Below are 21038 nucleotides of genomic sequence, written 5' to 3'. Positions count from 1 at the left end.
ACAGAGATAAGTTTTACCGCTGTAAATGCGCTTGATAATTATTATCATTTGCATAAGATAACCCTTGGTTTATTAGACGTAAGGGTTAAGGGTATGCCAAACAGTCGCGTGGTTGAGAACACCCATCGCCCATCCAGAAAAATCAAACTGTCGCTGATGGGGCCTGCATTTATCGCGGCCATCGGCTATATCGATCCCGGCAATTTCGCCACCAATATCCAGTCCGGCGCCTCTTTGGGTTACAGCCTGCTGTGGGTCGTGGTCTGGGCCAACGTCATGGCCATGCTTATCCAACTGCTGTCCGCCAAACTCGGTATCGCCACCGGCAAAAACCTGGCGGAACATATCCGCGATCGCTTTCCGCGCCCGGCCGTATGGGCTTATTGGGTGCAGGCGGAAATTATTGCGATGGCCACGGATCTGGCGGAGTTTATCGGCGCGGCAATAGGTTTCAAACTGTTGTTGGGCGTTACGCTGCTTGAGGGTGCCATCCTGACAGGTATCGCCACTTTTCTGATCCTGATGCTGCAAAAGCGCGGGCAAAAACCGCTGGAGATGGCGATTGGCGGGCTGCTGCTGTTTGTTGCCGCTGCCTATATGGTGGAACTGGCGTTTTCCCAGCCGCAGTTGGGCCCGCTGTTAAAAGGCATGGCGATCCCGGATCTGCCGAATGGCGATGCGGTATATCTGGCCGCCGGCGTGCTGGGCGCGACCATCATGCCGCACGTGATTTATTTGCATTCATCCCTGACCCAGGTTGCCGGGGAGAACTTAAAGGCGGATCGTTATGCGTCCACCAAGGTCGATGTCGCCATTGCCATGACCATTGCCGGTTTTGTTAACCTGGCAATGATGGCGACCGCCGCCGCAACCTTCCACTTCAATGGGCACAGCGGCGTGGCCGATCTTGATCTGGCCTATCTGACACTGCAGCCGGTGCTGGGTCAGGCGGCGGCGACGCTTTTCGGGCTGAGTCTGGTGGCTGCCGGTCTGTCTTCCACCGTCGTGGGGACGCTGGCGGGGCAGGTGGTGATGCAGGGATTTGTGCGCTTTTACATTCCGCTATGGGTGCGTCGGGTGGTCACTATGCTGCCGTCGTTTATCGTCATTATGCTGGGAATGGACGCCACGCGTATTCTGGTGTTGAGCCAGGTACTGCTGAGCTTCGGCATTGCGTTGGCGCTGGTGCCGCTGCTCTCCTTTACCGGTAACCGGGAACTGATGGGGGAAATGGTGAACAGCCGGAGCATACAGACGCTGGGCAAGCTGATTGTGTTGGTGGTCGTCGGCCTGAACGGCTATCTGCTGGTCAGCAGCGTGCTGTGATCGAAAAGGCCAGCGTTACGCTGGCCTTTTGGCATCAATCGTCGTCGTGATGGCGGCGACCACGATAGTCATCGTCATCATGGTGCTTTTTCTTCCAATGATGTTTTTCGTGGTGCTTGTAGTAATGCTTGTCGAATTTGCGATAGCGGCCATCATGATAGTAATAATTTTTGCGCCAGTAATCGTTATCGCGCCAGCGATAACCATCCCAGTAATAGCCACGGCGGCTGCGATCGCCCAGGTAGCGGCCCTGATGGCCTTGCCACCAGTCGCGGTCGCGCCAGTCATAGCCGTCCCAATAACGGCCGCGATTATCTTCCTCGCCAATGCGCAATGATACGCCCGGCATCAGATTGATACTGAGGCCTTCCGCATGCGCCTGCTGGATGGCGGGTACCGTAGACGCCACCAACAGGGCGGCCAATAACAGAGGTTTAAACATGGCTTCTCCTTTCCGCCGCAGCGGGTTGGCCGGTTAATGAAGCGCGTTCATCATTATATAAAACGGCCTTATAATCTTTTTTACTGCAATATCGGCATATTAGCGCCTGCGGATAGGGTTGAATCTTAGTGGGATTCTGAAAAACGGTGATGGGATGAGGATTTAAGATTTGTCTGGCTCTGCGGAGGCTATCGCCGGCAACATGCGCCGGCGATAATTGTAAGCGATTACATTAATATTCGTTCGATTTGGGCGATTTCGTCGCTGCTGAAGGTACGGTTGGCCAGCATGCCGACGGCATCGTCAATCTGGCTGGTCTTGCTGGCACCAATCAGTACCGAAGTCACGCGATCGCCGCGCAATACCCAGGCCAGCGCCATCTGCGACAGTTTCTGCCCGCGCTGTTGCGCCAGGGCATTAAGCTGGCGCACCTTTTCCAGTTTTTCATTGGTGAGCTGATTGGGTTGCAGGAACTGGCTACCGCTGGCTGCGCGTGAATCTTGCGGAATGCCGTGCAGGTAACGATCGGTCAGCAGGCCGCCGGCCAGCGGGGAGAATGCAATGGAGCCGACGCCATGTTCTTCAAGCGTATCCAGCAACTCCGGCTCAACCCAGCGCTCGAACAGGGAGTATTTCGGCTGATGGATCACGCAAGGCGTGCCGAGCCGTTGCAGGATCTCGAACGCCTGGCGCGCGCGGTCGGCCGGGTAGTTGGACAGCCCGACGTACAGCGCCTTGCCCTGGCGTACCAGCAGATCCAGCGCGCCCATGGTTTCCTCCAGCGGCGTATCCGGATCCGGGCGATGGTGATAGAAGATATCCACATATTCCAGCCCCATGCGTAGCAGGCTTTGATCCAGGCTGGCGACCAGATACTTCTTCGACCCCCAGTCGCCGTAAGGGCCAGGCCACATGGTGTAACCGGCCTTCGAGGCGATGATCAGCTCATCGCGCCAGGGTTTCAGATCGGCGCTGAGGATGCGGCCAAAGTTTTCCTCGGCGGAGCCGGGGGGCGGACCGTAGTTATTGGCCAGATCGAAGTGGGTGATGCCGCGATCTAACGCGCAATGAATCAGTTTGCGCGCATTGTCATACAACGAGGTGTCGCCAAAGTTGTGCCATAAGCCGAGCGAAACCGCGGGCAATTTCAGCCCGCTGCGTCCGCAGCGGCGATATTCCATATTTTGATAACGCGAAGAATCAGCCTGGTAAAGCATACAAACCCTTTTCGGCAAGGAGATGGTGAGTTTTAGTGTATGCGTTTTCACTGCCGTTGTCAGAGCTCAGGATCACGCTAAATCACCCCCAATTTTTTAAATGTTGCCTATCAGGTGGGTGAATGCTTGTGGTGAGTGCTCGATGTAACGCAGGGTTGCCATCCGCTTTTTAAACACAATGCTCGACATTTGCGCAACATATTTGATACTTAAAACTAACAATTGCAACCTTTGGCAGGTGATGATCATGAGTAAAAGCTATACGGTGGCCGATTACCTACTCGATCGTTTAGCCCAGATCGGCGTCCGGCACTTCTTTGGCGTGCCCGGAGACTACAACCTGCAGTTTCTCGATCACGTGATTGCTCACCCGCAGATCACCTGGGTGGGGTGCGCCAACGAACTCAATGCCGCTTATGCCGCAGACGGTTACGCACGCTGCAAACCGGCAGCCGCCTTACTGACCACCTTTGGCGTGGGCGAACTGAGCGCAGTAAATGGTATTGCCGGCAGCTACGCCGAATATTTACCGGTGATCCACGTGGTTGGCGCACCGGCGCTGCGCGCGCAGCGGGCCGGCGATTTACTGCATCATTCGCTGGGGGACGGGGATTTTAGCCACTTTGCCCGCATGGCCAAAGAAGTGACCGTCGCGCAGGCCAGCCTCACCGCTGCCAACGCCGAGGCGGAAATCGATCGCCTGCTGACCACCGCGCTGTTTGAACGCCGCCCGGTTTACCTGATGTTGCCGAGCGACGTGGCGGAGGCGCCGCTGGCGTCACGGCCGGCGCCGCTGGTGCTGCGACAGGCCCATCTTTCACAGGCATCGTTGCAGGCGTTTATCGCAGCCGCGCGGGAAATGCTGTTGCCGGCGCGGCGGGTTTCTCTGCTGGCCGATTTTCTGGCTGAACGCTTTGGTGCCGAAAGGGTACTGGAACAGTGGATGAATGAGGTAGATATGCCGCATTCGACGCTGCTGCTCGGCAAGAGCGTATTGGATGAAACTCATGCCTGTTTTACCGGCACCTACGCCGGTGCGGCCAGCGATCCGCAGGTGAAGCAACTGATTGAGAACGCCGATGCGGTGATTAACGTCGGCGTACGTTTTACCGATACCATTACCGCCGGCTTCAGCCATCACTTGCCGGCGGAGAAGTGTATCGATATTCAACCCTTTGAGGCGCGGGTCGGGCGGCAGGTATTCAGCCAGATCCCAATGCGTGACGCGGTAAAAGCCTTGCACCGGTTGACGTTGTCGCTGGCCGTGCAATGGCAGTTGCCGGTGATCAAACGGCCGGAATTGCCGGCACCGAACGGCAGCGGTTTGGACCAGCACGGCTTCTGGCAGCAGATCCAGGACTTTTTGCGGCCGGGCGATATAGTGATCGCCGATCAGGGCACCGCCTGTTTTGGCGCTGCGGCTTTGAGCCTGCCGCAGGGCTGCCGGTTTATCGTTCAGTCGCTGTGGGGATCTATCGGCTACACTCTGCCGGCGGCGTTCGGCGCGCAGACGGCGGAGCCGGATCGCCGGGTGCTGCTTTTGATCGGCGACGGAGCGGCGCAGCTCACCGCGCAAGAGATTGGCTCGATGCTGCGCGACGGGCTGAAACCGGTGATCTTCCTGCTGAATAATGAGGGATACACCGTCGAACGAGCGATCCACGGGCCGGAGCAGCGCTACAACGACATCGCCCAGTGGAACTGGACGCAGTTGCCGCAGGCACTGGCCGGCGAGCATCAGGTGAAAACACTGCGGGTCACCGAACCGGAGCAGTTGCGCCAGGCGTTGCTCGAAGTGGGCGACAGTCCGCAGTTGGCCTTCGTGGAAGTGGTACTGCCGAAGATGGACATCCCAGAATTGCTGGATACCATTTCGCGCGCCATTCAATCACGCAATGCGGCGGCCTGATCCTCCGCGCTTTCCAGCAAGCGCTCAAGCAACCAATACCCCGCCGGCCCCGGCGGGGTGAGCTTGGACCATACCGCATCCACGGAGATCAGTTTCGGCCAACCGCGCGGCTTCAGCTCGGTTAATTTGTCGCGGCCATACTGTTTCACCAGCCAGTTTGGCAAAGCGGCCCAGCCAAAACCTTGTTCCGCCATTTCCAGCAGCATCAGATAGCTCGGCGCAGACCACACCAACCCCTGAGGACGCGCCGCGCTTGCGTCGATGTAGGTATTCAAATACAGCTGGCGGGTGCTGGACAACTGCTCATGCGTTGGCGCGGCCGTTTGCGTCAGCGGATGCGAACGGGCGACGAACAGCCCCATTTCAGTCTGTTCCGGCAGCCGCGCAAAGGCGATATCCGGCGGATAACTGGGTTGTACTTCCACCATGCCAAGGTGTGCGCGGCCGCTTTGCAGCAGATCGATCACGTCGCCGTCCTCGGCAATCATGCATTCCAGTTCAATATCCTGATAGCGCCGCTCAAAGTGCAGCATCAGCCGGTCGTGGTGGTTCGGCTGGTAGGTATCGGAAAATACGATGGTTAACCGGGGTTCTGTCTTGTCCGCCAGGCGGATGCTCAGTGCGTCCAGCCGTTCGCCGGCGGCGAGGATCTCCTGCACATGGCCGAGCACTTTACGGCCGGCGGGGGTCAATACCGGCTGTCGCGCCTGACGATCGAACAAGATCAAGCCGAGATCGGCCTCCAGATTGGCGATGGCGGTACTGATGGTCGATTGGCTTTTACGCAGCTTGCGTGCGGCGGCAGAAAAAGAACCGAGGGCGGCGGCTTCGACAAAAGCCTGCAGGGCTTCGGGTGAATAGCGCATGATGTATCTACTTTATCGATGGAACCTATTTTTAATCTACCCAAAAAATCGATGATAATCACCTGGCTTTAGTCGGGGGCGAATAAATCAGCTCCGATTAATGCGGGGCGGCTTGCCGCTCCCCGACAGATTCATAGGGTAAAAAAACAGGTGATGTATGCAACTGCAAAACAAGTCTTTCATTGAACGTATCGTCCATGCCGTCGGTTTTGAGGCCATTGCCGTGATGATCTGCGCCCCGCTGGGTGCCTGGTTGCTCAACCGTTCGATGGTACAGGTCGGTGCGTTGGCGGTGATGCTGTCGACCGTCGCCATGGTGTGGAACATGATTTATAACACGGCGTTTGACCGCCTGTGGCCGGCGGATCGCGTGGTGCGCAATCTCAGGGTACGGGCGTTTCACGCCCTGGGCTTTGAGGCCGGGTTTGTTCTGATTGGCGTGCCGATCGCCGCCTGGATGCTGAATATTTCCTTCGCGCAGGCCTTTATGCTGGAGATAGGTTTCTTCCTGTTCTTCCTGCCGTACACCATGCTCTATAACTGGGTGTACGACACGCTGCGCCAACGCTGGTTCGACGCGCGTCAACCGGCCAGCACTGGTGTGAAATAAGGCATCGTCATCACCGCGATTCTCCGGTAGTGTCGGAGAGATACGGCAACGAGGCGGAGAAAAATCGATGAAAGTGTTGGGTCTATTGGGCGGCATGAGCTGGGAATCAACCATCCCTTATTACCGCATGATCAATGAGCAGGTGAAGGCGCATCTTGGCGGGCTGCATTCGGCAAAAATCGTTCTCTACAGTGTCGATTTCCACGAGATTGAACGCCTGCAGCATCAGGGCGATTGGGACGGCGCGGGGAATCTGCTGGCCGCCGCTGCTGCCTCGTTGCGGGCCGCCGGCGCGGAGGCCATCGTGATCTGCACCAACACCATGCACAAGGTGGCGGATGCGGTTGAACAGGCCAGCGGCTTACCGCTGATCCACATCGCCGACGCCACGGCATTGCAGGTGCGCCAACAGGAGATCCGTCGCGTCGGGCTGCTCGGCACGCGTTTTACCATGGAGCAGGATTTTTATCGCGGGCGGTTGCAGGAGCGGCACGGCATCGAGGTAGTCACCCCCACCGCGGCCGATCGCGATATCGTGCATCGCATTATTTATGAAGAGCTGTGTCTGGGGAAAATCCGCGACGCATCACGCGATGAGTATCGCCGCATTATCGGTGACCTGGAACAGCAGGGCGCGCAGGGCATTATTTTCGGTTGTACCGAAATTGGCCTGCTGGTCAGCGCGCAGGATGCTTCGGTGCCGGTGTTCGACACCACCGCTATCCATGCGCGCGCCGCCGCGGAATATGCGCTGGCCTAATCGTCGTGCGGCGGTGGGTGTTTGCCCACCAGCATCAAGGGCTTGCCCGCCAGCACCAACCAGGCGGGCAGCATCACAATGCACAGCACCGGCAGCAAGTGCAGCTCCGGCACCACCGCAACGGCCATAAACAGGCTGAGCCAACCGTCACGCGTGACCACCAGCACCAGCCCCATAATGGCGCAGGAGACGGTGATGGCCGCCGGCACCGCCGGGACGTGCTGATGCAGCATCAGGCCCAGCGCCACACCGACAAACACCGCCGGGAAGATCCTCCCGCCGCGAAAACCGCTGGCGGCGGCAATCACCAACGCCGCCAGCTTGGTCAGCGTAATCAGCAGCAGCTCCGTGACCGAGAAGCTATCCCCGACAGCCAGCTGCTTCATTTCATCCAGCCCCTTAAATAGCGTGATCTCGCCGCCGATTAGCGCCAGCACACCGAGCGTAAAGCCACCCAGGCCAAGCATCAGCACCGGATTTTTCAGTGAATGGAACAGACGGTGGAGATGGGGGAAGCTCCACAGCGCTACCATACCCAGCGCGATGGCGATCAGGGCGACGATGGAGCCACTGAAAATATCCGTCAGCCGGGTGGCGGCATAGGCGTCAATTTGCAGCGCGAAGTTCGGTGTGAAAAACAGCTGAGTGGTCACCGCGCCGGCCGCTGCCGCCATCAGCGGGGCAAACAACCGATCCCACAGCGGCACATCGTTATTGCCGGCCAGCGTTTGCGAAAAGATCAGCGCGGCGGCAATCGGGGTGCCGAACAGCGCACCGATGGTGCCGGCGGCGGCGAGAATTATCCAGTCCATGCGCGGTACTCTCGGCAGCAGCCGCGAACCTGCAGCGACTACCAGCGCAATATTGATGGCAGTGATGGGGTTTTCCGGCCCCAGGCTGACGCCGCCCGCCAGACCAATGATTAACGCCAGCCCGAGGCCGGGCACGGCAGAAAGTGGTAACGGCATGCCGATCAGCGATTCGGTAGCCGGATCCGGTCCTGCGTGACCGGGCATGTAACGGATAATCAGCCCGACGGCGATACCGGCCAGCGTCAGGATGCTGAGCAGCCACCAGGGTGAGTGGGTATCGATATTCAAGGTAGCGGGTATGTTCACCCACAGCAGCCGTTGCAGCGCGGCGGCGAACTTCATCACCAGAATGAGCACCAGGCTTGAGGCTGAACCGATAACGAGAGCGGGCAGGGCGAAAGCCAACATGGCATTGGCGCGCGGGTGCAGCATGCAAGGATCCCTTGTCAATGGCCCCCTGAGCGGCAGGGAGGATGGGTTATTGGGCTGTGGCCCCGGCTTGCCAGACGATAGGTACGCCGGCATGCAAAGCAATGACCGACAGGCAAAGGGCGCCGGTTGATTAATAGTGCCTCTCTGTTATGACGGTTAACAGCCGCCACGGCACGTTTTTTTGCCGCAATTTGTTTCAAACTGCGGCAAAACCGCCGAGCTGAAACGTTTTTTGTGATCTGGATCGCTAATGGATGGCAGCGCGAAGGATGGTGATTGTTGTTTTTGCGGCGGGATTTTACAGTGTGGGCAGCTTTCTATTATTCATTTTGCGGAGAAGATACTGATGACCTATGCCCTCGTAGGTGATGTTGGCGGGACGAATGCCCGCCTGGCGTTGTGCACTGTGGCGACGGGTGAAATTACCCAGGCAAAAACCTATTCCGGCCTGGAGTTTGACAGCCTGGAGGCGGTGATCCGCCAATATCTGCAAGAGCAGGATATCCAGGTGCAGGACGCCTGCATCGCGATTGCCTGCCCGGTCACCGAAGACTGGGTGGCGATGACCAACCACACCTGGGCGTTCTCGATCAAAGAGATGCGGGCCAACCTGGGGCTCAGCCATCTGGAAGTGATCAACGACTTTACCGCCGTATCGATGGCGATCCCGATGTTGTCGCAAGACGATGTGTTGCAGTTCGGCGGCGGCAGCGCGCAGAAAGACAAGCCGATTGCGGTGTACGGTGCCGGCACCGGCCTGGGGGTGGCACATCTGGTGCACGTTAACCGCCGCTGGGTGAGCTTGCCGGGTGAGGGCGGCCACGTTGATTTTGCGCCGAACAGCGAAGAGGAAGATAGCATTCTGGAGGTACTGCGGGCAGAAGTGGGGCATGTGTCTGCCGAGCGTGTGTTGTCCGGCCCGGGGTTGGTCAATCTCTACCGCGCTATCGTCAAGTCCGATCAACGCCTGCCGGAAAAGCTCGAGCCAAAGGACATCACCGAGCGTGCGCTGGCCGACAGCTGCATTGACTGCCGCCGTGCCTTGTCGCTGTTCTGCGTTATTTTAGGGCGCTTTGGCGGCAACCTGGCGTTGAATCTCGGTACTTTCGGCGGCGTTTACATCGCCGGCGGCATAGTGCCGCGCTTTATGGAGTTCTTCAAGGCATCCGGTTTCCGCGCCGCCTTTGAAGATAAAGGGCGTTTCAAGGATTACGTGCATGAGATCCCGGTCTTTATGATCACCCATGCGCAACCGGGCCTGTTGGGCGCCGGTGCCCACCTGCGCCAGACATTGGGTATGCATTTGTAATCATAACGCCGGCAAAGTGGCATGCCGCTGTTTTGCCGGTAACTAACAGAATGCTAGTTATATTCATTCTGTTGATTCCTTTTTCAGGGAGGTTTCCCTCCCTTATGGATTATGAATCACTTACCCATGTTACCAGCGCTTGGGATAATGAGATTAACGGTAATAGAAAAAACATTTCCACCCATTTGTCAGGGAATGTTTTTTTTCTTAATACTCTATAAGCGAGTAGTAGCCCCCCTAATAGAATACTGGCACTTGGCATATAAAATGCGTTGTTCGTGAAGTTGTAAATGTAACCATAAATCAGCCAGCAAAAGGCCGTAGCTATAATTATTGGTTTTTTGTCTCGGTTGAGTGATTTTCGATAAATAAATACATAAAAAATAATTACCAGTAGAAATGATATTATATTCATCTATGATTGACCGTATGACAGGAATTACAAGATCCGCTTCCACTTCCCCCGAAGGCTGCCTGACTGGCCCCCATGGCTGACAGATATCCGGAAACTCCATTGGTTTCACTTTTGTAAGCAAATGATGTTCTGTCCACTATATATTGCGCAGGCCCAATTTGATTGATATAGAATCCGGGATGTCCGCCTTCTCTTCCGCTATTTAATATGTTAATTCCGCTATTAAATGACCAGTACTTTTTATCCGGCAGGAAGTCATCAATTTTAAGAATAGATTTCGGAGACTCATATTCATTTTGTATTGTTTCTGCTGCTGATGAAAATATGGCGCAGGGCAGCATCAGCAAGAAAAATTCCTTTTTCATTTTCTTCCCATAAGTGATTATTGTTTGCTTTGTGAAATAATAATCATTATTATTTCGAAGTGTCAATTTTTATCTTTCGACTAAATGCATCTACGTCGGGTTGAAGCAGAAACCAGGGATTTGACCTAGATAGCTGTGCGGAATAGTAGATCACTTCCGGCGTCTTTGGTTATTAGCGCTTTATTAGTGCCGTTCATTATGGCCATTGCTGAGTATAAGGTACGTCATTTTATGAAAATCTTGAACCCGCTGCCCGGTAGAGCATCGTCTGGCAAAAGTGTAGTGGTATTAGGATCCGCTATTTGCGTTGTTTCTCAAGGTAATGCGGTTACTTTATGGCAGTGGAAAAGACAAAAAAAGGGGCGCAACCCATTGGGTTGCGCCCCTTTTGCTATTTAAAAATCAGGCTTTGACCAAGTCTGCCGGCTCGCGGCTGTCTTCTTCCCGTTCGACCGCTTTTGGCGCCTTGATGAACAGGGTGATCAGCAGGGAAGCGATGGAGAGCACGCCAATGACCATGAATGTGGCATGGAAACCGCCGAAGTATTTGGCGACGAACGAACCGGCCAGTGCGCCCAGACCGAAGCCCTGATAGATGATGCCGTAATTTTTGCTGTGGTTTTTCAGGCCGAAGAAGTCGCCGACAATCGCCGGGAACACGGTGATGTTGCCACCGAAGCAGAAGGCGACCGCGCCGACGCAGATAAAGAACAGCGTATGGTTCAGGGTGAGGAAGCTCAGCGCTACAATCGCCAGCACGGTAACCAGCATGGTGAAACTGATGACGCGCATGCGGCCCACTTTATCCGACAGCGTACCCAGAATGATGCGGCCTGCGGTGTTGAAAATCGCTACGGCGGAAACGGTGTTGGCGGCGGTGGCCAAATCCATCCCGGCCAGTTGTACGCCCATGTCCTTCACGATGCCAATCAGATACAGGCCACTCATGCAGGCGGCGAAGAAAATGATGAACAGCAGGTAGGCTTCTTTGGTCGCCAGCATCTGGCGCACGCTGAAGTCGTTACCCAAAGTGCCGGCCTTTTGCTGCGCAGACTGGCGGGTCAGCACCGGCTCTTTCAACAGCAGCGAACCCAGCACAATCAGCGCCATCACAATCGCACCCCAGTAGAAGAAGGCGGCGGACACGCCGACATCGGCAATCAGCGCGGCGTTAACGTATTTGAACAGCAGGCTGCCGCTGCCGAATGCGCCCACCGAGATGCCGGAGATCAGCCCTTTATTGGCCGGGAACCACTTGATCAGGTTGGACAGGGTGGAGATGTAGGCGATACCCACCGCGAACCCAACCACTACGCCGGCCAACAGATAGATCATATCCAATGAGCTGACATGGGCGCTGGCGATCAGGCCCAGACCGACCAGAATACCCGAGCACAGCGTCAGGTTGCGGATGCCGAAGCGTTCCTGCAGTTTACCGGCAAACAGCGTGGCGAAGGCCAGAAAGAAACTGGTGATGGAGAAGGTAGTGGCGACGTCACCCAGACCCCAATGGAATTTGTCGACCAGCGGTTGGTTGAACAGGCTCCAGGTATAGATAGTGCCGAGCCCCATCTGGCAGATGATGGTGCCCAGAACGATTAAGCTGCGATTTGCCGGTTTGGTGTTCATGGCCGGTCTCCTTCTCTGTATGTGCGTTGCCGGGCGGTCAGCCGTTGGCGGAAATTTGCGGAGAACCTCTGCGGCCCCGCGGTATGGGCATATTATAAGGCTGGTAATACCACCTGGCGGCGGATCGGGAATGAGTTGCACGGGGGAAGGAATGAAATGCATCTGGTGGCGCATGAGTTGCCGTTTTAGCGGTTAAAAGGGGATGAAATGCCGCTGGCGCCACGTGATCTACATCAAAGATAGCCACGATTTTTCGTCAGTCCGATGTCCAGGATTGTGCTCAAATTGTGAAGGAAACGTCTGGAATGGGTAAATGAGCATTATTCCTATAGAGCGGCGATAGCGGTGAGCCTATGTTGGCGGTGAACGGACGGGTTCCGCTCTGCAGGAGTCATGAGATGAAAAAAATACTGTTGTTGCTGGCCGCTCTGCTGTCGATGCCGTTGGTAAGCCAGGCAGACGTATCCATTGGCGTGAACGTGCCGGGTATTTCATTGCACATTGGTGACCGCGATGATCGCGGCCATTATTGGGACGGCGGCCGCTGGCGCGATCCGCGCTGGTGGTCTGAACACCGCGTCTATGAGCGGCCACGCGGTTATTATTACGGTCCGCCGCCACGAGTGATTTATTACGAAGCACCACGGCGCGAATGGCGCGATCGCCCGCATTATCGTCGCATGCCGCCACCGCCACCGCCGGGGTATTACTACGGCCCCGGGCCGCGCTGGTAATACGGCCCGGTCATAACCGCATTAATTTGCGGAACTCTTTAACCTTGCTGCGGCTGACCGGCACTTCAAACTCCAGGTCGCTCAGCCGCAGAATATAGGTGTTGTTGAACCAGGGCACGATCTCGCGGATTTTCGACAGATTGACGCAGTAAGACCGGTGGCAGCGGAAGAAATGCTCCTCCGGCAGGCGGCCGTAAAACTCGGTGAGGTTCATCGACATCACAAACTCTTCGCGGCGGGTATAGACCCGCGTCACTTTTTCATCAGCGGCGGCATAGTAGATGTCGTTGATATCGGTGACGATAATCCGCTCGTCTTTGATCAGGTTAATGCTGTGGCTGCTGCGGTTTGGCGCGCTGGCTTGTTCCGTGGCGTTAGCGGGCCGGTTATGCAGTGCCTCCAGTTTTTGCAACATGGTGACGATGCGCGCTTCGTGATAGGGCTTGAGGATGTAGTCAAAGGCTTCGATTTCAAATGCTTCCACCGCATGTTCTTTATAAGCGGTGATGAAGATAATCGAAGGCCGGTGCGCAAACTTGCTGATGTTTTGTGCCAGCAGCACGCCATCCAGGGACGGAATGTTGATATCGAGAAAAATGGCGTCGACCTGATGATTCTGCAGGTATTTCAGCACGTCCAGCCCGTCTTCGAAGGTGGCTTCGATAACGATGTTGCTGTGCTTTTTGATCAGATAACTGAGCTCCTCCTGGGCGAGGAACTCGTCTTCAACGATAATGGCTTTCATGATGGCTCCCCGGCCGGCAGTACGCTGCTTTCCATCTGCAGTTTGCCGCCGTTTTTGCTGATGTAAAAGGCAATTTCGGTGCCCGGCTCCAGCCGACGGATACGCAACCCTTCGCCATACAGCAACGACACCCGATGGTGCACGTTCAACAGACCGATATTGTGGCCCGGCATTTCGTTGCGCGCCACCCGGTCGATGACCTCCTGATTGATGCCGTTACCGGTGTCTTTTACCGAAATCTTGACCCGAGCGCCCTGATCCTTCACCGCAATCACTACCACGCCTTTGCCTTTGCACGGCTGAATGCCGTGTACGATGGCATTCTCCACCAGCTGTTGGATCAACAGGCTGGGAATACGCACCGAGATATCGTCGTCGATGTCGTAAATTACCGTCAGTTTGGCCCCAAATCGTGCCTGTTCGATGGCGATATAATCCTGGATTTGGTGCAGTTCCTTGCGGATATCGATCAGTTCGTCGTTCAGCTCCAGGTTATAGCGCAGGTAGCGTGACAGGTTGATAATCAGTTGGCGCGCGGTGTCCGGATTGATGCGGATCGACGAAGAAATGGCGTTCAGGGCATTGAACAGGAAGTGCGGATTGATCTTGCTTTGCAGCGCGCGCATTTCCGCTTTGTCCGCCATCTGGCGCAGGTGCTCAATGCGCGAGACCTCCATTTGGGTGGAGATAATCTGCGACAGGCCCACCGCCATGACCTTTAGCGTATTGGTGATCTGATGGGCGTGGCAGTAGTAAATTTTCAGCGCGCCGCTCACTTCGCCTTTTTCCCACAGCGGGATCACCAACTGCGAGTGAATTTGCGGCGTGGCCGGGTTTTCCAGATTGTTTTTGATGATGATCTTGCCGTGGCGGATGCTTTCGCGGGTCACGCGGCTCAAACCTTCGCGGCCAATCGGATAAGCCTCTTCCCCCACGCCCACATAGGCCATCACCCTGTGAGTATCGGTGATCGCCACCGCGTCGGCCTTGATGTCCTGGCGGATGATGTCGCAGATGGTCGCCAGGGTTTCGCTGTTGATATTGCGAAAGTAGGGCAGGGTTTTACGGGCAATATCCAGCGCGAGCTTGGCTTGCCGGGCGGCGATCACTTCTTTTTCGTCTTCTACGCTTTGCACCAGCAGCACAATCAGGCCGATACACACCGTGCCGAGGATCATCGGCAGTGCAATCTTGGAGACGATATCCAGCCCCAACGCGGTCGGCTTGGCCCACAGCACGATCAACAGCATGGTCAGGGACTCGCACAGCATGCCGCCGAGGATGCCGGCGCGCCAGCGTTGCTCTTTCTTCACTTTAAGATTGATATAACCGGCGCAGATGCCGGCAATGATGCTGGTGATCAGGCAGGGAACGGAGGTGATGCCATCGATATCAATCAGGTAGCGATGCGCCCCGGCGATGATGCCGGTGATGATACCCACCCAGGGGCCGAACAGAATGCCGCCGGCCATAATGGCAATGACCCGCACGTTGACCAGCGAACCTTCGACGTTGATACCGGAATAGGTGCTGAACAGCGCGAACAGCGAGAAGATCGCCGTGACCATGCCCAGCTCGAGCGGCGTGTGGTCCTCTTTTTGCAGCAGTTGGCGGAACAACCGGGTACGGGTGAGGAAAAACAGGCAGATTAACATCAGTGCGGCGCGATCAAACACCGCTAACAGCATTTCAAAAAAAGGGTGCACGACGGGCTCTCGCTGCGGCGGACAGATGCGCGGGAGTATACCACAGCGCAGTGGTCCCGTGGCGGCCGGGCGGCGTACCACGGGACTCGGGGTTATTTAATGCCGAGTTGTTGCTTGCCGAGTGGTGTCAGCAGATCGGCAGTGGCGCGGCCGTTGAAATCCACTTCGAAATCGTCGGGCGCGAAATCCGGCGGCGTTTTGCCGGCGATAAAACTGGGCAGTTGGCGTTGCAGATAGGCATCGTTTTTCTCGCAGCCCGGCGCGGCGGCGATGTACATCACGTTGCTGTCGAACTCGCCGTTATGCTCATTTTCCACCGCGTGAATCACATCGCAGTGCCAGAACACCGTGTCGCCCGGTTCTAAATCGGGAATAGGGGAAATCCCACTGAGTAAAAGGGGATGCCATTTTTCCGAGATTGACAGCGCGCGCCCTGGGGCGGCATCGCACAAATCGTCTTCGGCGACGTCATCTTGCAATGCGCGCAACAGAACGTAGGCCATGGCGTTGGCTATCGGCACCAGATTCAGCGTGCCGGCGTTGGTGCGTTGCGGCGTCAGCGCCGTCCAACCCTGGAAGGTACGGAACATGGAGCAGACTGCCGGCGATGCGATTTCGCGCACTTCGGTGCGGCCATCGGCGGCGAAAGGATCGTATGCTTGCCAGTCACCGGAGAACACATGGCGGTAGACATAGCGGAAATTTTCATCCAGCCAGCGTTCAATGGTGCCGCTGTCCACGTGCGGCGACAGGCCCAGCGAAGACGAGTTCGGCGGGCGACGACGGGTGCGATCGGCATAGGTGGCGACCCGGGTCGGGTCAAAATGCTGTTTGCCGTTACTCTCGGTTTCCCACAGGCTGTTGAGAAACACCTGCACGGCGTGCATGCGGGCGTCCTGACGGGCTTCCACCTGCGGTTTTGACCAGTAAATGCCGTAAATTTGCGGTTTTCCGGCGGCCAGTTTGCCGAAATAGTTGTCTTCGGCGGCATTTTTCAGGCGTTCGACGAAGTTGTTGTGGTCGAGATAGTTACCGATGTCCCGGTTCCAGGCTTCGGCCCTGCTGCGGGGGAACACGCCGCGAATGGCACAGGCACCGCGCTGTTTGATCAAGGCCTTTTGCTGTTCGCTGACCCGCTGCTGCAAAATATCCTCCGCATCGATTTGCGGCACCGGGTTTTGGCCGGCGGCCAACTCCCGGCGGATTTGTTCGACCTGTCGGCGAATGTTGTCTTCCAGCGCCAGAAATACCTCGCGGTAGTTGGGCAGGGCCTGACGTAACTGCTGTTTTACGGTTTTGATGGCGGTGGGGATGTCGTCAATGAGTAATGAAGCCATGGTGTTCTCCTCACGCTGCCTGTAGGCAACGATGGACGGTTGTAGAGGACTGAGTAAGACGTTATGGTTTTGTTGTTTTGACGTTAACGATTATCTGGATTCAATAGAGGAAAATAAAGGGATAACTTTCATTCGTAAGTTCCCTGTTTTCGTTTTTCGGAGATTGGCGCAATGAAATTGATCACTGAGCGTTTGACCCTGCAGTCGATAACCGCCGACGATTGGCCGCTGTTTTTACGTCTGTATCAGGACCCTGAAGTGATTCGCTATATCGCCGATCCCTTGACCGAAGCGGAAATACGCGCGCGCTTTGAGACACGGCTGCCGGCCTGGGATAAGCATGGGGAGCAATGGCTGTGCCTGGTGATGCGTGAAAAGGCCGGAGGTGAGGCGGTGGGCATCACAGGTTTTCTCCCGATGTGGCTGCCTTGCCGACAGGCGGAGGTGGGGTACGGCATTTTGCCGTCCGGGCATGGCAAGGGTTACGGCAAGGAGTCGCTGCGGGCGGTGCTGGATTTTGGCTTCAACGCCTGCGGCTTCCACAAGCTGACGGCCACCGTCACCGCAGGCAATATCGCTTCGCGCCGGTTGCTGGAGTCGTGCGGTTTTCAACTGGAGGGCACATTGCGCGATAATTTCCGCCTGGGCGGGCAGTGGCACGCCGACTGGATGTTCGGGCTGTTGGCGGCGGAGTTTCAGGCGGGGAAATAAAAATATTGCGGCGGGTATCGACAATCCCGCCGCCGCTGCGATATGTTCGATATCCGACCACAAGGCTGGTCAGCGTCGCTCGGACGGTCCGGGCGCTAACGTCTCTTCGAGGTATCTATGGCTGATAACAGTCCACAACGCCGTTTTACGCGTATTGAACGTCTTCCCCCTTACGTATTCAACATCACCGCCGAACTGAAGATGGCCGCTCGCCGTCGCGGCGAAGATATTATCGATTTCAGCATGGGTAACCCGGACGGCCCGACGCCGCCGCACATTGTGGAAAAACTCTGTGCCGTTGCGCAGCGTGACGATACCCACGGCTACTCTACCTCGCGCGGCATCCCGCGTTTGCGCCGCGCCATTTCACGCTGGTATGCCGATCGCTACCAGGTGGAGATCGATCCCGAAAGCGAAGCCATTGTCACCATAGGGTCGAAAGAAGGGCTGGCGCACCTGATGCTGGCGACGCTCGATCACGGCGACACCGTATTGGTGCCTAACCCAAGTTACCCGATCCATATTTACGGTGCGGTAATTGCCGGCGCGCAGGTGCGTTCAGTGCCGCTGGTGGACGGCGTGGATTTCTTTGGTGAGCTGGAGCGCGCCATTCGCGAAACCATCCCGCGTCCGAAAATGATGATCCTCGGCTTCCCTTCCAACCCGACCGCCCAATGCGTTGAGCTGGATTTCTTCGAACGGGTGGTGGCGCTGGCCAAGCAGTACAACGTGCTGGTGATCCACGATCTGGCCTATGCCGACATCGTGTATGACGGCTGGAAAGCGCCGTCGATTATGCAGGTGCCGGGCGCCAAGGACATTGCGGTGGAGTTTTTCACCCTGTCGAAAAGCTACAACATGGCGGGTTGGCGCATCGGTTTTATGGTCGGCAACCCTGAGCTGGTCAGCGCGCTGGCGCGCATCAAGAGCTACCACGATTACGGTACCTTCACCCCGTTGCAGGTGGCGGCCATCGCCGCGCTGGAAGGCGACCAGCAGTGCGTGCGGGATATCGCAGAGCAGTATCGTCAACGCCGCAATGTGTTGGTGAAAGGGCTGCATGAAGCAGGCTGGATGGTCGATAACCCGAAAGCGGCGATGTACGTATGGGCCAAAATACCGGAGCCTTATGCGCATCTCGGCTCGCTGGAGTTCGCCAAACTCCTGTTGGCGGAAGCCAAGGTCTGCGTATCGCCGGGCATTGGTTTTGGCGACTACGGCGACACCCACGTGCGTTTCGCACTGATAGAAAATCAGGATCGCATCCGCCAGGCAGTGCGCGGTATCAAAGCCATGTTCCGTGCCGACGGGTTGATCAAACCCGCCAAGAGCACCGCCCCCGCCGCAAAATAATCGCCTCAGGCCGGCGCATTCGCGCCGGTTTTTTTCGCAACGCTAAGGTTTTCTTCATCATTTCCCCAGTATGCTCGATTAATCTTTTTTAATTAATCAGGAAGAGTGTATGGGCAACCGCTACGCGATATCGCAAATTATTTTGCACTGGCTGACGCTGCTGATGGTGATCCTGACCTATGCGGCCATGCTGCTGAAGGATTCGGTGCCGGAGGATACGGCGTCACTGGTGAAAACTTTGCATTTTAACTTTGGCCTGGCGGTATTTTTGCTGATGTTTATCCGGCTGGGGCTGCGTCATCGTCATGCCACACCGGCCACCACGCCGCCGCTGGAAGAATGGCAGGCGTGGGGCGCCAGGATTTTCCACGTGCTGCTCTATGTAATGTTTCTGGCGTTGCCGGTGCTGGGAGTATTGACGCTGGCCTACGGGGGAAAAGAGTGGGTGTTGCTGGGCTGGCAGGTGCCGCAGTTTGTCACGCCGGACCCGGCGCTGCGCCGCATTATCAAGAGCACGCATGAAACGCTCGCCAATACCGGCTACTTTATCATCGGCGGTCACGCGCTGGCGGCGCTGTATCACCATTATTTGCGCAAGGATGACACCTTGCGCCGCATGATGCCGGGTAAATAACTCCCTTCAGAAACAACAAAGGGGCGCTTCTGCGCCCCTTTATCTATGTTCCCGGTCATGCTGAAGTTATGCAACCATCAGCATAAAGGTGCCAATCCACGCTACCAGCATGAACGAAACGCCCATAACAAAATATTTCATTGAACAACTCCCGTCTGGAGTCCCTCGCAAGCCAATGATCCCGATTGTTGTGCTGAGTATTTTGTGGATAACCTGCGGTTTATTGGCGGGTTCTTCAATCAGGAAGAACAACGTCCTTGACCACGGATTACCCGGTTGTCGTGCTTCAACGTCCGTGAGGTAAAGCATGAACCACGACAGGATCGGCGCTAATGTACTCCCAATGCCAGCCTGATTACAATACTGTGTTTTTGATCACACTTTTTGACGCTTTTTTACTCAGCCCTGACTGTTTTTAAACGATTTTTATTTACGCTTTTAGCGGGGAAAAACGCAATAGCCCGCTGGTGCGGGCTTTATGATTATGTTTGCTGTGATGTTATGAAAAGGGATCAGACGACGGCGTTTGCGCCCGTCAGCAGGATCGCCCAGAAGACAAGGCACGACAGCAGAATAACGGTCCAGATATTACGGCGACTCCACTCCATTTTTAGCCTTCACTTTTTGCTCTTGGTGATTCGGTAACGAACACATCGGCAAAAAAGAGAGAAGGTTTAGTCCCCGGCAATAATATTTTTCTTACTGTTGCCGAATTTCTGCTACCGAGACCTGCACCTCATATCCCAGCAGGTAAAGAGCCTGTTCCAGCGCTTCCACTTTTGAGGCATAGGCAACGTCCAGCAAGCGATCCATTTGGCCGCCGTTGAAGCCCAGTTTGCGCGCCAAATCGGCTTTGGACGTGGCGCCGGCCAGCATGATGTTATGCAACTCGAGTTTGAGTTTGACCAGCACCGGCACGTGGATTTCCAGGTCTTCCGGCAGGGCGCGGGAGGGCGGTGGCACCGGGCGGCCTTCTTCCATTTCCGTGGCGATGGCGATCAGCAGGCTTTCCTGCGCTTCCAGCTCGATATCTTCACGTTTATAGCAGGCGGCCTGCTGTTCAGGAAAATCGCGAAAATGAATCTGCCAGGCGTCGCTTTCGTTATCAAAGGCGTAATGGGCGGGGTAGTGGCAAGACATGATGTTACCTGTGCGGTGCGTGGAGTATGCGGCATTGTGACCGCTTGGCCTGCAGATAGCCAGTACCGGGTTTCGCTAGCCGGCCAGCTCGGGCTTGCCCGCTCGGTCTTTCGATGGCAACGCCAGCGCGCACAGGACGCCAAGCAGGCTGATGGCGATCAGCCAGCGTTCAACCGGGCCGGGGTGGTAGTTATTCACCACGCTGAGCGCATACAGCGCCAACGCCAATGGCCAGCCGGGCGTGCCGACGTCATTGAGCCGGAATGCGGTGCGGGCGACAAACCACAGCGTCAGGCCGATCCAACACAGTGACCACAGCATGATGCACAACAGGTAGACAAACACCGAAAAAAACGCGGCGATGTCACTCTGCGCATAGGCGCGGAACAGGTTTTTATCCAGATAGGGCGACAGGAATGACAGCAACGTCAGGCTGCCGGCGAAAATAATCAGCGAGAAAACATAGGCTTTGCGCTGAATGCGACGTTTAAAGACGTTTTTAGCGATCTGTCCGAGGGAGTCCAAAATAACATTCCGTTGTATCAATCATCGCCGGCCGTATCTTCAGCCAACGGGGGAAGCTATT

General features: G+C 56.3%; 21 protein-coding genes. 9 read left to right on the top strand and 12 right to left on the bottom strand.

All coding sequences use genetic code 11. The features are described from left to right. The first annotated feature begins 93 nt into the window (after positions 1-93). Entirely contained in the window at positions 94-1326 is a 1233-nt protein-coding gene (locus tag D4100_RS12440; RefSeq protein ID WP_119804474.1) for an Nramp family divalent metal transporter, read from the top strand. A gap of 34 nt (positions 1327-1360) precedes the next feature. On the opposite strand, the gene D4100_RS12435 is transcribed toward D4100_RS12440, so the two are convergent. Both D4100_RS12435 and mgrA read right to left on the bottom strand, forming a co-directional pair. Then, the gene (locus D4100_RS12435; protein ID WP_004947596.1) at positions 1361-1768 is read right to left on the bottom strand and encodes a DUF2502 domain-containing protein; all 408 of its coding nucleotides are present in this window, start codon (positions 1766-1768) and stop codon (positions 1361-1363) included. 227 nt (positions 1769-1995) lie between these two features. Further along, positions 1996-2985 carry an L-glyceraldehyde 3-phosphate reductase gene (gene mgrA, locus D4100_RS12430; RefSeq protein WP_119804473.1) on the bottom strand — a complete coding sequence of 330 codons (990 nt, stop codon included), beginning with the start codon at positions 2983-2985 and terminating at the stop codon, positions 1996-1998. A 247-nt stretch (positions 2986-3232) separates the two neighbouring features. On the opposite strand from mgrA, the gene D4100_RS12425 reads away from it, so the two are divergent. Continuing rightward, positions 3233-4894, top strand: a complete 1662-nt coding sequence (locus D4100_RS12425) for an alpha-keto acid decarboxylase family protein (protein WP_119804472.1) — start codon at positions 3233-3235, stop codon at positions 4892-4894. On the opposite strand, the gene D4100_RS12420 is transcribed toward D4100_RS12425, so the two are convergent. Then, positions 4870-5760: a LysR family transcriptional regulator gene (locus D4100_RS12420; RefSeq protein ID WP_119804471.1), complete on the bottom strand. Its 891-nt coding sequence runs from the start codon at positions 5758-5760 to the stop codon at positions 4870-4872. The genes D4100_RS12425 and D4100_RS12420 overlap by 25 nt on opposite strands. A gap of 157 nt (positions 5761-5917) precedes the next feature. On the opposite strand from D4100_RS12420, the gene D4100_RS12415 reads away from it, so the two are divergent. Continuing rightward, complete coding sequence (locus D4100_RS12415; protein WP_119804470.1) at positions 5918-6370, top strand: multidrug/biocide efflux PACE transporter; 453 nt, start codon at positions 5918-5920, stop codon at positions 6368-6370. Between the two features lie 67 nt (positions 6371-6437). Then, positions 6438-7130 (top strand): aspartate/glutamate racemase family protein, encoded by a 693-nt coding sequence (locus D4100_RS12410; protein WP_119804469.1) that lies wholly within the window; start codon positions 6438-6440, stop codon positions 7128-7130. Here D4100_RS12410 and D4100_RS12405 read toward each other — a convergent pair. After that, positions 7127-8374: an ion channel protein gene (locus tag D4100_RS12405; RefSeq protein WP_119804468.1), complete on the bottom strand. Its 1248-nt coding sequence runs from the start codon at positions 8372-8374 to the stop codon at positions 7127-7129. The genes D4100_RS12410 and D4100_RS12405 overlap by 4 nt on opposite strands. A gap of 343 nt (positions 8375-8717) precedes the next feature. Here D4100_RS12405 and glk point away from each other — a divergent pair, with 343 nt between their 5' ends. Further along, on the top strand, positions 8718-9683 hold the full coding sequence (gene glk, locus D4100_RS12400) for a glucokinase (RefSeq protein WP_119804510.1): 966 nt from the start codon (positions 8718-8720) through the stop codon (positions 9681-9683). 411 nt (positions 9684-10094) lie between these two features. On the opposite strand, the gene D4100_RS25595 is transcribed toward glk, so the two are convergent. Then, positions 10095-10463: a hypothetical protein gene (locus D4100_RS25595; RefSeq protein ID WP_147417751.1), complete on the bottom strand. Its 369-nt coding sequence runs from the start codon at positions 10461-10463 to the stop codon at positions 10095-10097. Positions 10464-10865: 402 nt separating this feature from the next. Further along, positions 10866-12092 (bottom strand): L-lactate MFS transporter, encoded by a 1227-nt coding sequence (locus D4100_RS12395; RefSeq protein ID WP_119804467.1) that lies wholly within the window; start codon positions 12090-12092, stop codon positions 10866-10868. 398 nt (positions 12093-12490) lie between these two features. On the opposite strand from D4100_RS12395, the gene D4100_RS12390 reads away from it, so the two are divergent. After that, complete coding sequence (locus D4100_RS12390) at positions 12491-12826, top strand: DUF2502 domain-containing protein (RefSeq protein ID WP_119804466.1); 336 nt, start codon at positions 12491-12493, stop codon at positions 12824-12826. Between the two features lie 10 nt (positions 12827-12836). Here D4100_RS12390 and D4100_RS12385 read toward each other — a convergent pair whose 3' ends face one another. The 3 genes from D4100_RS12385 to D4100_RS12375 form a co-directional block, all read right to left on the bottom strand. Then, positions 12837-13571, bottom strand: a complete 735-nt coding sequence (locus D4100_RS12385; RefSeq protein ID WP_119804465.1) for a LytR/AlgR family response regulator transcription factor — start codon at positions 13569-13571, stop codon at positions 12837-12839. Then, positions 13568-15259: a sensor histidine kinase gene (locus D4100_RS12380; protein ID WP_119804509.1), complete on the bottom strand. Its 1692-nt coding sequence runs from the start codon at positions 15257-15259 to the stop codon at positions 13568-13570. Before D4100_RS12380 ends, D4100_RS12385 begins: the two co-directional genes overlap by 4 nt. A gap of 110 nt (positions 15260-15369) precedes the next feature. After that, positions 15370-16614 carry a DUF1479 domain-containing protein gene (locus tag D4100_RS12375; protein ID WP_065506431.1) on the bottom strand — a complete coding sequence of 415 codons (1245 nt, stop codon included), beginning with the start codon at positions 16612-16614 and terminating at the stop codon, positions 15370-15372. A 171-nt stretch (positions 16615-16785) separates the two neighbouring features. Here D4100_RS12375 and D4100_RS12370 point away from each other — a divergent pair, with 171 nt between their 5' ends. The 3 genes from D4100_RS12370 (at position 16786) to D4100_RS12360 (ending at position 19312) form a co-directional block, all read left to right on the top strand. After that, positions 16786-17325, top strand: coding sequence for a GNAT family N-acetyltransferase (locus D4100_RS12370; protein ID WP_065506430.1), 540 nt, complete (start codon positions 16786-16788; stop codon positions 17323-17325). A gap of 117 nt (positions 17326-17442) precedes the next feature. After that, on the top strand, positions 17443-18678 hold the full coding sequence (gene alaC / locus D4100_RS12365; protein ID WP_065506429.1) for an alanine transaminase: 1236 nt from the start codon (positions 17443-17445) through the stop codon (positions 18676-18678). A 109-nt stretch (positions 18679-18787) separates the two neighbouring features. After that, positions 18788-19312, top strand: coding sequence for a cytochrome b (locus D4100_RS12360; RefSeq protein WP_119804464.1), 525 nt, complete (start codon positions 18788-18790; stop codon positions 19310-19312). A 66-nt stretch (positions 19313-19378) separates the two neighbouring features. On the opposite strand, the gene ypdK is transcribed toward D4100_RS12360, so the two are convergent. The 3 genes from ypdK to D4100_RS12345 all read right to left on the bottom strand — a co-directional run bounded on the left by ypdK (position 19379) and on the right by D4100_RS12345 (position 20977). After that, positions 19379-19453, bottom strand: coding sequence for a membrane protein YpdK (gene ypdK, locus D4100_RS25845; RefSeq protein WP_086012885.1), 75 nt, complete (start codon positions 19451-19453; stop codon positions 19379-19381). 558 nt (positions 19454-20011) lie between these two features. Then, complete coding sequence (locus D4100_RS12350; RefSeq protein ID WP_065506426.1) at positions 20012-20452, bottom strand: type II toxin-antitoxin system HicB family antitoxin; 441 nt, start codon at positions 20450-20452, stop codon at positions 20012-20014. A gap of 75 nt (positions 20453-20527) precedes the next feature. Next, a complete protein-coding gene (locus D4100_RS12345; RefSeq protein ID WP_065506425.1) occupies positions 20528-20977 on the bottom strand; it encodes a DUF805 domain-containing protein in 450 nt (149 codons plus the stop codon). Positions 20978-21038: the final 61 nt, after the last annotated feature.

Source organism: Serratia inhibens (assembly GCF_003591175.1).
Taxonomy (GTDB): Bacteria; Pseudomonadota; Gammaproteobacteria; order Enterobacterales; family Enterobacteriaceae; genus Serratia; species Serratia inhibens.
Note: the sequence above shows the minus strand (reverse complement) of the source record. Positions and strands in the feature narration are given on the sequence as shown.

Coding starts and splice junctions, on each gene's coding strand:
- D4100_RS12440 (WP_119804474.1), top strand. CDS start 94: ATGCCAAACAGTCGCGTGGTTGAGAACACCCATCGCCCATCCAGAAAA.
- D4100_RS12435 (WP_004947596.1), bottom strand. CDS start 1,768: ATGTTTAAACCTCTGTTATTGGCCGCCCTGTTGGTGGCGTCTACGGTA.
- mgrA (WP_119804473.1), bottom strand. CDS start 2,985: ATGCTTTACCAGGCTGATTCTTCGCGTTATCAAAATATGGAATATCGC.
- D4100_RS12425 (WP_119804472.1), top strand. CDS start 3,233: ATGAGTAAAAGCTATACGGTGGCCGATTACCTACTCGATCGTTTAGCC.
- D4100_RS12420 (WP_119804471.1), bottom strand. CDS start 5,760: ATGCGCTATTCACCCGAAGCCCTGCAGGCTTTTGTCGAAGCCGCCGCC.
- D4100_RS12415 (WP_119804470.1), top strand. CDS start 5,918: ATGCAACTGCAAAACAAGTCTTTCATTGAACGTATCGTCCATGCCGTC.
- D4100_RS12410 (WP_119804469.1), top strand. CDS start 6,438: ATGAAAGTGTTGGGTCTATTGGGCGGCATGAGCTGGGAATCAACCATC.
- D4100_RS12405 (WP_119804468.1), bottom strand. CDS start 8,374: ATGCTGCACCCGCGCGCCAATGCCATGTTGGCTTTCGCCCTGCCCGCT.
- D4100_RS25595 (WP_147417751.1), bottom strand. CDS start 10,463: ATGAAAAAGGAATTTTTCTTGCTGATGCTGCCCTGCGCCATATTTTCA.
- D4100_RS12395 (WP_119804467.1), bottom strand. CDS start 12,092: ATGAACACCAAACCGGCAAATCGCAGCTTAATCGTTCTGGGCACCATC.
- D4100_RS12390 (WP_119804466.1), top strand. CDS start 12,491: ATGAAAAAAATACTGTTGTTGCTGGCCGCTCTGCTGTCGATGCCGTTG.
- D4100_RS12385 (WP_119804465.1), bottom strand. CDS start 13,571: ATGAAAGCCATTATCGTTGAAGACGAGTTCCTCGCCCAGGAGGAGCTC.
- D4100_RS12380 (WP_119804509.1), bottom strand. CDS start 15,259: ATGCTGTTAGCGGTGTTTGATCGCGCCGCACTGATGTTAATCTGCCTG.
- D4100_RS12375 (WP_065506431.1), bottom strand. CDS start 16,614: ATGGCTTCATTACTCATTGACGACATCCCCACCGCCATCAAAACCGTA.
- D4100_RS12370 (WP_065506430.1), top strand. CDS start 16,786: ATGAAATTGATCACTGAGCGTTTGACCCTGCAGTCGATAACCGCCGAC.
- alaC (WP_065506429.1), top strand. CDS start 17,443: ATGGCTGATAACAGTCCACAACGCCGTTTTACGCGTATTGAACGTCTT.
- D4100_RS12360 (WP_119804464.1), top strand. CDS start 18,788: ATGGGCAACCGCTACGCGATATCGCAAATTATTTTGCACTGGCTGACG.
- D4100_RS12350 (WP_065506426.1), bottom strand. CDS start 20,452: ATGTCTTGCCACTACCCCGCCCATTACGCCTTTGATAACGAAAGCGAC.